Source organism: Paenibacillus pinihumi DSM 23905 = JCM 16419 (genome assembly GCF_000422505.1).
Classification (GTDB): domain Bacteria; phylum Bacillota; class Bacilli; order Paenibacillales; family Paenibacillaceae; genus Paenibacillus_D; species Paenibacillus_D pinihumi.
Genome location: NZ_AULX01000038.1, coordinates 1 through 13,225, shown reverse-complemented (window position 1 = coordinate 13,225; position 13,225 = coordinate 1). Strand labels below are relative to the sequence as shown.

The 13,225-nt window shown below is 51.1% G+C and carries 8 protein-coding genes, 1 rRNA gene and 1 pseudogene; 9 read left to right on the top strand and 1 reads right to left on the bottom strand.

Translation table 11 applies throughout. The features are described from left to right. Positions 1–147: 147 nt before the first annotated feature. Positions 148–354 carry a hypothetical protein gene (locus H583_RS0113170; RefSeq protein ID WP_028560882.1) on the bottom strand — a complete coding sequence of 69 codons (207 nt, stop codon included), beginning with the start codon at positions 352–354 and terminating at the stop codon, positions 148–150. Positions 355–643: 289 nt separating this feature from the next. Between H583_RS0113170 and H583_RS0113165 the strand changes: the two genes are divergently transcribed. The 9 genes and pseudogenes from H583_RS0113165 to H583_RS0113125 form a co-directional block, all read left to right on the top strand. Next, a complete protein-coding gene (locus H583_RS0113165) occupies positions 644–3,166 on the top strand; it encodes a U32 family peptidase (protein ID WP_028560881.1) in 2,523 nt (840 codons plus the stop codon). A 47-nt stretch (positions 3,167–3,213) separates the two neighbouring features. Next, positions 3,214–4,062 carry an AraC family transcriptional regulator gene (locus H583_RS32820; protein WP_036709546.1) on the top strand — a complete coding sequence of 283 codons (849 nt, stop codon included), beginning with the start codon at positions 3,214–3,216 and terminating at the stop codon, positions 4,060–4,062. Positions 4,063–4,255: 193 nt separating this feature from the next. Next, positions 4,256–5,248, top strand: coding sequence for an N-acetylglucosamine kinase (locus tag H583_RS0113155; RefSeq protein ID WP_342663526.1), 993 nt, complete (start codon positions 4,256–4,258; stop codon positions 5,246–5,248). Between the two features lie 12 nt (positions 5,249–5,260). After that, positions 5,261–6,592, top strand: a complete 1,332-nt coding sequence (locus H583_RS0113150; protein ID WP_028560879.1) for a 6-phospho-beta-glucosidase — start codon at positions 5,261–5,263, stop codon at positions 6,590–6,592. A gap of 246 nt (positions 6,593–6,838) precedes the next feature. After that, the gene (gene pcrB / locus H583_RS0113145; RefSeq protein WP_028560878.1) at positions 6,839–7,540 is read left to right on the top strand and encodes a heptaprenylglyceryl phosphate synthase; all 702 of its coding nucleotides are present in this window, start codon (positions 6,839–6,841) and stop codon (positions 7,538–7,540) included. 97 nt (positions 7,541–7,637) lie between these two features. Next, positions 7,638–10,016: a DNA helicase PcrA gene (gene pcrA / locus H583_RS0113140; RefSeq protein ID WP_028560877.1), complete on the top strand. Its 2,379-nt coding sequence runs from the start codon at positions 7,638–7,640 to the stop codon at positions 10,014–10,016. A gap of 27 nt (positions 10,017–10,043) precedes the next feature. Then, a complete protein-coding gene (gene ligA / locus H583_RS0113135) occupies positions 10,044–12,056 on the top strand; it encodes an NAD-dependent DNA ligase LigA (protein WP_028560876.1) in 2,013 nt (670 codons plus the stop codon). Positions 12,057–12,210: 154 nt separating this feature from the next. Beyond that, positions 12,211–12,414, top strand: a pseudogene (locus H583_RS32815) (SDR family oxidoreductase); the annotation flags it as partial. Positions 12,415–12,908: 494 nt separating this feature from the next. Continuing rightward, positions 12,909–13,225: ribosomal RNA gene (locus H583_RS0113125) — 16S ribosomal RNA — on the top strand; the annotation flags it as partial.

Genomic DNA, 13,225 nt, shown 5'->3' with positions numbered 1-13,225 from the left:
AATATACTGATGTGTTACGGTTCATTCCCGGGATACTGCGACAGGCCGACCTATATGCTACTCATCAGGACTGCTCAACTGCTACAGGATAATGAGTAAGCACCCTGTAGCACAACATGTTTCAATTAATGCATCCGGGGCTGTTTCTCAATGTCCTATTGCATGCTGCGCCTCATCGTACACCTGCAGCACGCCCATGAAAATCAGGAGCAATGACATCGCAATCAGACTATAGCCCAGCCATTGAAAATAGCGTGCAGGTTTGCCCGCTGCTTGTTTACGTTGTCCGCGAATGATAAATTGCAGGCCAACTACAATAATCAACATAGTCATAAACATCAAAATAAAAGGCATGTAATCTCCTTTCCGTTCTTTAAGCTATGAACAAAAGTCTCAGGTTGAATTTATTTTACAAAAGAGAAGCGTGAAAAGCGAGCGGGCCTGGCATTTCAAAGACGAATCGCATTGGCGCAAACGGGTTCGGAAGATGTTTCTTTTTTTCAGATGTAGCTTACAGCGTTGCGCTTTGTTAAAATAGAATTATTATAAAAGCGCTACGAGACTTGCAATTGATCGGGTCCGGCATGATAGTTGCCTGAGCCTTTCCGTCTTGTGTGCTTGAACTTGGAGGAACATTCAACAAATGGCAACGATAAAACGGGAAGATATTGAGCTGCTGGCCCCTGCCGGCGACTGGGACTGTATGCGGGCTGCGGTTGCGAATGGCGCCGATGCGGTTTTTTTCGGTGTGGAGAAATTCAATGCGCGGGCGCGGGCCAATAACTTTCGTACCGACGAGCTGTCGGAGATTATGGCATTTTTGCATAGCTATGGCGTGAAGGGATTTTTGACCTTTAATATACTTGTTTTTGAAAATGAGCTGGAAGATGCGAAAAGCCTCATCGAGTCCTGTATAGATGCGGGTGTCGATGCGGTAATCGTGCAGGATCTGGGACTGGTGAAGCTGATTCGTGAGCTGTCGCCTGATTTCCCGATTCATGGCTCCACCCAGATGACAATTACTTCCCCTGAGGCTGTGGAATTCACGAAGCCATGGGATATGGAACGCGTAGTATTGGGACGGGAAAATAATCTGAAGCAGATCAAAATGATTGGCGAGCAGGCGAAGCTGCCGATGGAAGTATTCGTTCATGGCGCACTCTGTGTCAGCTACTCCGGTCAATGTCTGACCTCGGAGATGTGGGGCGGGCGCTCCGCTAACCGCGGGGAATGTGCCCAGGCCTGCCGCCTGCCTTACGAACTGATGGTTGACGGTGAACATAAGCCGATGGGGGATATTGCATACCTGCTTTCACCCAAGGATTTGGCTGCTGTGGAACTGGTGCCGGAGCTGATCGAAGCGGGCGTGACCTCCTTCAAGATTGAAGGCAGGCTGAAGAGTCCGGAATACGTAGCGAATGTCGTCAGCAAGTATCGCCGTGCCATTGACAAATACTTTGACGGCGATCTGTCCGCGCCTTCGAAGGAAGAACTGCGCGAGCTTCAGCAAAGCTTCTCCCGGGGCTTTACACACGGATTCCTGAAAGGAACCAATAATAAGCAGCTTGTAGAGGGAACATTCCCGAAAAGCCGCGGCGTCTATTTGGGACGTGTAGAGCGCATCCTGCGTGATGCGGTCATATGCCGGATTGATGCGCCGCTCAAACGCGGAGACGGAATTGTATTCGATGCAGGAGATCCGACGAAAAAGGAAGAGGGCGGACGTGTATACGATCTGCGCCGCCAAGGTGTCAAAATTGAAGGAGAGGCCCAGGAAGGGGTCGTGCTTGAAATTGTACCCGGACGTAATGATATTGATCTGAAGAAGGTTCATGTCGGCGACCGGATCTGGAAAACAAGCGACCCTGCGCTCGACAAGCGTCTGCGTCAAACGTTCGAGACAGACAAGCCCTATCGCGTATTCCCGCTGCATCTCAAGGTGACGGGAAGCTTGGGGCAACCGCTTCGTACATGGTGGACAGATGTGCAAAAAGGGACAACGGTGGAAATCGTCTCGGAGCTGGAGCTCGAGCTTGCCCAGAAACGTCCTATGGACGAGGAACTGCTGCGTGAGCAGCTTGGACGTCTCGGAGGAACGGTGTATCAGCTTGAAAAGCTCGATGTGGCACTTAACGGCGATTTGATTGTGCCCATTCGCGAGCTGAACCGGCTGCGCCGCGAAGCAGTCGAGAAGCTTGCCGGCGAGCGTCCGAAGCCGCCGGTCTATAAGCGCAATCCGCCGGAAATGCATGCTGATGTGCTTCTTGCCGAGCGTCCGCCGGCTGCTGCGAGCGAAGCCCTGTTGACCGTACTGTGCAGAACGCTGGAGCAGGTAGAAGCGGCTGTACAGACGCATGTTGAGCTGATTTATGCAGATTTTGAGTTCATTAAGCAGTTCCCGGCAGCTGTAGAAGCTGCGCGCCGCGCAGGCAAGCGGATTGCGCTGGCGACACCGCGCATTCATATGCCGAACGAGAACGGCTACCATCGCAATATTCTCAGACTGCAGCCGGATGCTGTACTTGTGCGCAATACTGGCGCGCTGTACTTCTATTTGAAGGCCCGGATTGAATGGCAGGCTGAAGGATCGCAGGGAAGCTTCCCGGAACTGATTGGCGACTTCTCGCTTAACATTGCCAACCATAAGACGGCGGATTTGTTCCTGGAAGCGGGCTGCTCTATGGTTACACCTTCCTATGACCTGAATGTGCAGCAGATGGTCGATATGCTGGGCGAGTCCGATACGTCAAGGCTTGAGGTTGTGTTGCACCAGCATCTTCCGATGTTCCATACGGAGCACTGTGTGTATTGTACCTTCATGAGTGAAGGAACGGACTTTACGAACTGCGGGCGGCCTTGCGAGGATCACCGGGCATCGCTTCAGGATCGTATAGGCATGTCCCATCCGGTCCGCGTAGACGAAGGCTGCCGCAACACCGTATACAATGCGATTGAGCAGTCAGGTGCAGAATATTTGAGCAACTTCCGTGAGCTTGGCGTGAACTCGTTCCGCCTGGAGTTTTTGGAGGAATCGGCGGAGACGGTGCTGGAGGTTATCAGCCTTTACAACGACGCATTGCTTGGACGCGTAAGCGGCACCCAGGTATGGCGCAAGCTGAAGGCTACTAACCAGCTTGGCGTGACACGCGGCCAATTGGTTAAGTAACGCGGGACTATAGCAAGGCATGACGGTGACAGGGGGCTTTAACTCAGATGGTGACCAAAGACCTTATTGATCTTCCCCCGTCTTTTCCGCTTCGGATTACAGAGACGGAGGGGGTAAGTCCCTCTTTCCAACGGCTTCACTGGCATGCAACGCTTGAAATCAACTATATTTGCCGGGGGACGGGCCATTATTTAATTAACGGAAACAAGCATGAGCTGCAAGAAGGTGATATTGTGCTGATCAACTCCAATGATCTGCACCGTGCCTTTGAGCAGGAGGACCTTTTCATGCGGATCATTATGTTCGACGGCTCTTACTTTTCCCTGGAACGAAGGTACGATACGGAGCTGATGAATCCGTTCCGCCACATGGGCAGGCGGTTCCATAATGTGCTCGACCGGAATCACCCGGTGCATCCGCAACTTCGCAGGCTGATTCAGGAGATGAGTGAGGAATTTGCCGGAGGAGAAGCGCATTACGAAACGATTGTAAGGGCGCAAATGGTCCAGTTTTTCGCGCTTGTGAACCGGCATTTTGCACAGCCAAACGCAAAAGGGGTGCCGCATACCAATGGCACAGAGCAGATTCGCAAGCTGCTTCACGAATTGGAGAGCTGTCTCTCGGAGCCGTGGACACTGGGGCGGATGGCGGATTATGTCCATCTCAGTCCTTCACGCTTCAGCGCGCTGTTTACCCAGGTTGTAGGCACTTCTCCTGTTGATTATTTGATTCAGCTTCGGCTCACACAGGCAATTACAATGCTGGAGTCCTCGGACTACAAAATTATTGAAATCGCGGAGTGCTGCGGGTTTCACAATCTGTCCAACTTTAACCGGCTGTTCAGGAGACATATCGGCAAATCGCCTTCAGAGGTTCGTCCTTCTAATAAACAGTAAGATAGTATCGAAACATCGTTCTTTGTTACTAGAGAGCGGTGTTTTTTTATTTTAAAGTATAAGCAAGATGAATTTAGAAACACCGACACCTGATCATGACGGGCGTTACTGCTGGCGGGCATTACCTGTCGCAGGCGCGAACTGGCAGAACTTGTGTTGAATTTGGGATCATACTGTTAAATAGAAAAAAGGAGTGAGGATATTGTATTTCCTTGGAATCGATGCCGGAGGCAGCAAGACCCATGCCCTGCTGACTGATGAGAAAGGACGTTTGCTCGGTCAAGGGAGCGGAGGCAACGGCAATCATCAGACTGCGTTTGAAGGAGCCAGGGCAAGCATAGACCAGGCATGCACCCAGGCTTTGGAGATGGCCGGTGTGACGAAGGAGGAAGTTGCGTTTGCCTTTTTCGGGCTTGCAGGTGCCGACCGGGAAGTAGATTACCGGATTCTGCGTCCCATGATTGCTTCACTCGGGTTTGCCGATTATGACCTGTCTTGTGACACCATCATAGGAATGCGCGCAGGAACCAAGAATTCCTATGGTGCGGTGATCATTAGCGGGACCGGTTTTAACTCCGCGGCACGCAATGCACAGGGAGAAGAACTTCAATACGGGGGCTTCGGGTACTTGTTTGGAGACGGGCGGGGTTCAGGCTCGGATTTGGCGGTTCATGCGTTCCGCAGCGCCGTTCGGGGCTGGGACGGCCGCGGTAAGCCTACTTTACTTAGTGAGATTGTACCGCACAAACTGGGATATGCTTCGCTTCAGGAAATGTATGACGATGTGCTGGATAATGGCAAACGCCCGCCGTTTTCACTGGCCAAGGTTGTTTTTGAAGCTGCCGGACAGGGCGATGAGGCGGCAATTGACATATTGGAAGAAGCCGGACGCGAGCATGGCAACGCAGCGAATGCGCTCATTCGCCGGCTTGGCATGGAGCAGGAGGAGTTTGATGTGGTCCTGACAGGAAGTGTACTGTCCAAAGGAAGCACATCGCATATGGTGGACGCAATTCGTGCAGAGATTAATTGCGTTGCGCCAAAGGCGAGTATTGTCAAGCTGACGGTTGATCCGGTAGTCGGAGCCGTGATGAGTGCAATGGATCGCCATGGCGTTCATATAGATCCGGAGACGGATGCTGTGCTGCGGAAGATTACATTTGACAGAGAAGCAGAAGTTCTATAAGGAGGAATTTCCATGACAACAGAAAAGAAAGCGCTTAAAATTGCCGTGATCGGCGGAGGTTCTTCCTACACGCCGGAGATTGTAGAAGGCTTTATTCATAAATATCACGAAATGCCGATTCGCGAGCTATGGCTTGTAGATATTGAGGCAGGCCGCCATAAGCTGGAAATCGTCGGTGCCCTCGCGAAGCGTATGGTAGAGAAGGCAGGCTTGCCAATTCGGGTGGAGCTGACAGTGGACCGTCGGGAGGCGATCCGGGGAGCTGATTTTGTAACGACGCAAATTCGGGTCGGGCTGCTCGAAGCACGACGCCAGGATGAGCATATTCCAATTCAGCACGGTGTTATCGGCCAGGAGACGACCGGTCCGGGAGGCATGTTCAAGGCGCTTCGCACCGTACCTGTCATTTTAGACATCTGCAAGGATATTGAGGAACTGGCTCCTGATGCATGGCTGCTTAATTTCACGAACCCGGCTGGAATTGTGACTGAAGCGGTTCAAAAATATTCGAAGGTAAAAACGGTCGGCTTGTGCAATTCACCAATTAACTTTCAGAAGTATCTGGCTAAGGAATATGGTGTCAGCGAGAAGGATGCACTGGCGGAATTCGTAGGCATCAATCACCTGCATTGGGTGACAGCCGCTTATGTGGGCGGGGAGGATAAGCTTCCTGAGATGATCGCAGGACAAAAATCCTATTCCGCTGCCAATGTGACAGCGCTGGATTGGGATGCCGATTTCCTGAATGCGCTTGGAGCGATTCCGACCTATTATCTGCGTTACTTCTATATGACAGACAAAATGTATGCGGATATGGCAGCTTCGCTGGAGAAGAACGAGACAAGAGCGGACGTCGTCAGCCGGGTAGAGTCGGAGCTGTTCGAGCTGTATGCTGATCCTGATTTGAAAGAAAAGCCGAAGCAGTTGGAGAAGCGCGGCGGAGCCTTCTATTCAGAAGCAGCGGTAAACCTTATTTATTCTCTATATACGAACAAGCAGGATATTCAGACGCTGAATGTCCGCAATGGACGAATTCTGGATTTCCTTCCGGAGGATGCCAGCATTGAGGTCAACTGCGTCGTTACGGCACAGGGGCCGATTCCGCTCCCGCCGCAGCGGGTTCCGGAAGCAATCAAGGGATTGATCCATGCGGTTAAAACGTATGAGTCGCTGACAATTGAAGCGGCAATCAAAGGCGACCGGGATACCGCCTTGCTTGCGATGACGCATCATCCGCTTGTACCGAGCATTGAAGTAGGCAAGCAGCTTCTGGATGAAATGCTGGAAGCGAATAAAGCTTTTTTGCCGAAATTTTTCGAGGCTGGCAGCTTAGAACCGGCATAAGTCAAAAAACCGGCCTAAGTTTGTTTATATACCCCGAACGACCTCCCCGCAAGCATTCCACATCCCAAGCCCGCCAACCTGTTGGCGGGCTTTCTTAATTTTTCAAGGAAAGACATTTCAATTTTCGTCCTTGAATGAATACCGAAGCGATGGACCGTTTCTGCATTTGGAATTGGTCTTGAAAATCATCCATATGGTATAGTAGATTCATCAAGATTAATGCTGGCATTGATATCGGAGGAACCAATGATTGAACCTGTATTTGCAAGCTGGAAGCATGTTTTCAAGCTCGACCCGGACCGGGAAATTAATGATGATACACTGGATGCGGTATGCATGTCCGGGACGGACGCCATTATGGTTGGCGGATCAAGCGGAGTCACCTTTGACAATACAGTTGACTTGTTGTCCCGTATCCGCAGATATGAAGTACCCTGTGCGCTTGAGGTGACCTCTGAGGAAGCGGCAGTGCCTGGATTTGATTATTATCTCATTCCTATGGTGCTTAACAGCCGTGATCCGCAATGGCTTGCCGGGAGACAGGCGGAGGCGATCCGGCAGTTCGGTTCTTATATTCCGTGGGAGAGTACCTTTGCAGAAGGCTATATCATATTGAACCCGGATGCGGAGGCGGCACGCAGATCAGATGCGGACGCGGAGCTGGATGATATGGCGGCTCTGGCGTATGTCAGGCTGGCCGACCGTCTGATGCGGATGCCGATTGTTTACCTGGAATACAGCGGACGATTTGGCAATATGGGGCTGGTCAGACGGGCCCGTGGACTGCTGGCGCAAGGCCGGCTTTTTTATGGCGGGGGAATCGACAGCGCAGAGAAGGCGGCCGAAGCTGCTGCTGCTGCGGACACGGTTATCGTAGGGAATATTATTTATTCGGATTTGACGGCTGCGCTTAACACGGTTCAGGCAGTCAAACAGCATCATAAATAAGCTCTTATTGCGAATTACTTCCAATTGAATTGACACGTATGACCCTGTAATTTAGACTTGATATAGGCGAACATAAATGGGAACAAAGGAGTACATTATGTTTAATCGAATAGATATCGATCAGGCTGTGCAGAAGCTGAATGAGCGTCAACGGGAAGCTGTTCAGTGCACGGAAGGCCCGCTGCTCATTATGGCAGGAGCGGGAAGCGGGAAAACCCGCGTGTTGACCCACCGGATTGCGTATTTGATCGAGAAGCGGCGGGTTGCACCCTGGAGCATACTGGCTATTACATTTACGAATAAGGCCGCCCGCGAGATGCAGGAGAGAGTTGCTGCGCTTGTTGGGCCAAGCGGTCAGGATATTTGGGTTTCGACCTTTCACTCGATGTGTGTACGGATTTTGCGCAAGGATATTGACCGGATCGGATATACCTCGAATTTTTCCATTCTTGATTCAACAGACCAGCTTTCCGTTATCCGCAATTGTATGAAGGATATGAATGTCGATACGAAAAAGTTTGAGCCCAAGGCCGTTCAATCCGTTATTAGCAGTGCCAAGAATGAACTGATTACGCCGGACCGGTACGAACAGAAAGTGGGCGACTACTACCAGACAATTGTATCTGACGTATACAAGGCCTATCAAAAACGACTGAAAAGCAACAACTCCCTGGACTTTGATGATCTGATCATGAAAACAATCGAGCTGTTCAAGGAAGTTCCGGAAGTGCTGGATTTCTATCAGAACAAGTTCCGTTATTTGCATGTGGATGAATATCAGGATACGAACCGCGCGCAGTACATGCTTTGCCAAATGCTGGCGGACAAGCTTAAAAATATTTGTGTAGTCGGCGATAGTGACCAGTCCATTTACGGCTGGCGCGGAGCGGATATTACAAATATTTTGAACTTTGAAGAGGATTATCCGAACGCAACTACGATAATGCTGGAACAGAACTACCGTTCTTCCTCCAATATATTGCAGGCAGCCAACGCTGTTATTCAAAATAATGCGGGCCGCAAGGCGAAAAACCTGTGGACGGACCGCGGCGAAGGCAATCCGATCACGGTCTATCAGGCGGATTCGGAGCATGATGAAGGCTATTATGTCACTTCGGAAATTCGTAAAAACCGCACGGGCGGCAAAAAATATGCCGATCATGCCATTTTGTACCGGACGAATGCACAATCCCGGGTAATTGAGGAAATACTGATCAAGTCGGATATCCCTTACCAGATCGTAGGCGGGATCAAGTTCTATGACCGCAAAGAGATCAAGGACTTGCTTGCTTATTTGCGCCTGATTTCCAACCCGGATGATGACATCAGCCTGATCCGTATCATTAATGTGCCTAAGCGCGGAATCGGGGACACGACTCTGGCGAAGATCTCGGCGGAAGCCGCTTCGCGTGGTGTATCGATGTATACTGTCCTGGATCATCTGGATGCAGTGGATGTGGCGGGCAAGACGAAGGCGGCACTGGCGGATTTCCGCTATATGATTCAATCACTCTCCAGCATGGTGGACTATTTGTCCGTGACGGAACTGACGGAGAAAATGCTGGAGATGTCAGAATACAAGATGGAGCTTCATCGGGAAAATACGATAGAATCAAAATCCCGGCTGGAGAATATTGAGGAGTTTCTGTCCGTTACGCAGGATTTTGAGAAGCGGAATGATGATAAATCGCTTGTCGCTTTTCTGACCGATCTGGCTTTGATTGCTGATATTGACTCGATGGACAAGGACGAGGAACAAGACGGCGAGGCCGGAGATGCGGTTATTCTGATGACGATGCACAGTGCCAAGGGTCTGGAGTTCCCGATTGTCTTCATTATTGGTATGGAGGAAGGCGTCTTCCCGCACAGCCGGGCCTTCACCGATAATCAGGAGTTGGAAGAGGAGCGGCGGATCGCCTACGTGGGCATTACCCGCGCCGAGCAGCAGCTCTACCTGACGTGCGCCAGAATGCGCACGCTGTTCGGGCGGACGAGCGCCAATGCGCCGTCCCGCTTCCTCGAGGAGGTGCCGTCCGAACTGAAAGCGGACGCCTCCCCTGGCCGCGGCATCGCGGGCGGGTTCGCCCCGCGCCGCAGCGGCTATGCCGCTGACCCGAATGCCGCAGGCTTCGGGTTCCGCGGCGGCACTGCCGGGCGCAGCTCCGCAGGAGCGCCCGGTGCAGGCAGCCGTCCCGGCATCGCGGGGACGGCAGGTGCCGCTGGCGGCGGAGCTCGTGGCGGCGCTGTGCGCGTCACGAGTCCGATGGACGCCGGCCAGGCGGCAGGCGGTGGCGCGGCTGCACAGGCGCCGCGCGATTTTACGGCGGGCGACAAAGTATCGCACGCCAAGTGGGGCACGGGCACGATTGTGGCCGTGAAGGGCAGCGGCAACGACATGGAGCTGCAAATTGCTTTCCCTGCCCCGGTCGGACTGAAGCGGCTGCTGGCCGGTTTTGCGCCGATTACGAAAGTTTAATTCAACCCGAGAGGATGAGAACCCTCCATGGATCAGCCGTTGCAGGCGCGTATGGAACAATTAACGGCGGAAATTAACCGTTTGAATTATCATTATTACACCTTAGACAATCCTGTCATCAGCGACAAGGAATACGATACGTTATACGACGAGCTGACAGCTCTGGAGAAGAAGACCGGTGTCACACTGCCGGATTCTCCAACGCTTAGAGTGGGATGGGAGCTGCAAAAGGGCTTCCTTCCACACCGTCATTTATCCCGTCTGTGGAGTCTGGACAAGGCGCAGAACGGGGATGATCTGCTTGCATGGAACCAGCGTGTCCTGAAAGGGATTGCTGACTATAATGCCAAAAATCCTGATGCGGAGCCGCTCCCGGATCCGGCTTATGTCGTAGAGTACAAATTTGACGGGCTGACGCTGAACCTCACCTACGAGAACGGCAAGCTGGTACAGGCGGCTACCCGCGGGAATGGTGTTAACGGAGAAGGCATTCTGGCGCAGGTCCGGACGATCCGCTCTGTTCCGCTGACCATTCCTTTTACAGCAGGCAAGGTGGAGATCCAGGGCGAAGGCATAATGAATCTTTCCGTACTGGAAGCTTACAACAAGACAGCGGCGGAGCCGCTTAAAAACGCGCGCAATGCAGCCGCTGGAGCACTGCGCAACCTCAACCCGCAAACAACCGCTGAACGCAAGCTTAATGCTTATTTTTATAATGTTGGTTATGCCGAAGGTGTTAGTTTTGCAACGCACCAGGAGATGGCAGCATTCCTTCGCGATAACCAGTTGAAGGTTAACCCGTATTCCGCCTACTTCCATACAATTGAAGAGGTGCTCGGGGAGGTTGCTAAGCTTGCTGACAAACGGAGCGAGTTGGATTATCTGATTGACGGAGCTGTTGTGAAGCTCGTGGATATGCGTACGCGCGAGGTGCTCGGCTATACGGACAAGTTCCCGCGCTGGGCGGTAGCCTTCAAGTTTGAAGCGGAGGAAACAACAACGGTTTTGGAATCGGTGAACTGGGAGGTTGGCCGGACCGGTAAGATTACTCCTGTCGCCAGAGTGGAAGCGGTCGAGCTCGCAGGAGTCACGGTTCAAAACTGCACGCTAAATAATATTGGCGATATTGAGCGCAAAGGTTTGAAACATGCGCTAGGCACACGTGTATTTATCCGCCGTTCGAACGATGTTATTCCAGAGATATTAGGCAGAGCCGAGGATGAAGATGGCGAGGAAATTGTCTATCCGACCCAGTGCCCGGCCTGTGGAACGCTGCTGGAACAACGGGGTGCCCATCTGTTCTGCAATAACAAGCTGGGATGCAAGCCGCAAACCATTGGCCGAATCGCCCATTTTGCTTCACGGGATGCTATGGATATTGAGACATTCAGCGTCATGACTGCGGAGCAGCTCTATTCGGATTGCGAGGTGCGTGACCCTGCTGATCTTTATCAGCTTTCGTATGATCAATTGATCGGTCTTGAGCGTTTTGGTGATAAGAAGGCCCGCAATCTGCTGGACGCGCTGGAGAAATCCAAAGATCGTGACTTAGCTGCGTTCCTGTATGCGCTTGGGATTCCGAACACGGGGAAAGCGACGACAAAAATGCTTGCGGACTACTACCGTTCCCTGGATGACATCATGGCAGCGGAGCCTGATGAACTGGTCGGATTGCCTGATGTCGGAGCTATTGTTGCTGAGAGCATTACAACCTTCTTTAGAGATCCAATTATTCGTTCCAGTATCGATAAAATGAGAACGCTTGGGGTAAAAGCTGAGGCAGAGCAGCGGGCTGAAGTTCGCGAGGACAGTATTTTCAGCGGCAAAACTGTTGTTCTGACAGGTACCATGTCCCTGATGAACCGCGACGAGGCTGCCAAAAGACTGGAAGCTTTGGGTGCAAAAGTATCAGGGAGCGTCTCGAAAAAGACGGATTTTGTCATTGCCGGAGAGAAGGCGGGCAGTAAGTTGAAGAAGGCTGCTGAGCTGGGCATTACGGTCATTGATAATGAGGAAGAGTTCTTAAAGCTGCTTGAATAGAAACGTGTGCTGAAGCAGAAAAGCATAGGAATACATTATGAAAAATGGCCGTCAGTTGAATTCAAAGCTGACGGCCTCTTTTTAAATCAGAAGAGGTGACGACATGAAGCGATCCACCTTTACATTCGCACAATTGATGCAATTGCCCCTGTTTGAAAGTCTTGGGAAGGCATTGGCTGTTGGACTTTCCATGATTCGGGTCAATGTTGTTTCTCCCGGAACTATCCGTACTGATTTTAACTGGGAGGGAGCGGAACAGGAGAAGAGAGAGAAGGCTTATGAGGCATATAAAGAATTGTGTGTTCCTGGGCGGGCAGGGCACGCTGAAGAAATCGGCCAGAACGTACTTTATTTATAGACGAATACCTATACAACAGGAAGTACGCTATTTCCTGACGGAGGATATGTTTTGAGTTGAATATAAAATGATTAGTGTTCAATCAATCTGCCTGCAAGCGGATTGATTCGTTTATTAAGCGGATGCATTATATACGAATGAAGTTGGTTGTGTCGCTGCCTTTGATCAGTAAGGTAAGGGTAATTAATTATTGATTGCGATACTATTAATAATAGTTATACTTTTTTTAAAAATATGCTTGCAATTCTATTTTTATTATGATACATTATTAAATGTCGCTTCTGAGACAACGGGAAATGAGCTGAATAAGCTCAAAACAATTTTAATAAAAGTTGTTGACAAGTTGGGCAGAAGGTGATAAAGTTAATAACTGTTGCAGCGAGTTAATTCGACTCTAAGCGACAAACAAGTTCCTTGAAAACTGAACAAATGGATCGCGTCGATCCAAAGTTTTAAAGTCAGTATGTAATGAGCTAACAAGCTTATCTATAACTTTTATGGAGAGTTTGATCCTGGCTCAGGACGAACGCTGGCGGCGTGCCTAATACATGCAAGTCGAGCGGACTTGAAGAGAAGCTTGCTTCTCGGATAGTTAGCGGCGGACGGGTGAGTAACACGTAGGTAACCTGCCTGTAAGACTGGGATAACATTCGGAAACGAATGCTAATACCGGATACGCGGTTTGATCGCATGGTCGAACCGGGAAAGACGGAGCAATCTGTCACTTACAGATGGACCTGCGGCGCATTAGCTAGTTGGTGAGGTAACGGCTCACCAAGGCGACGATGCGTAGCCGACCTGAGAGGGTGAT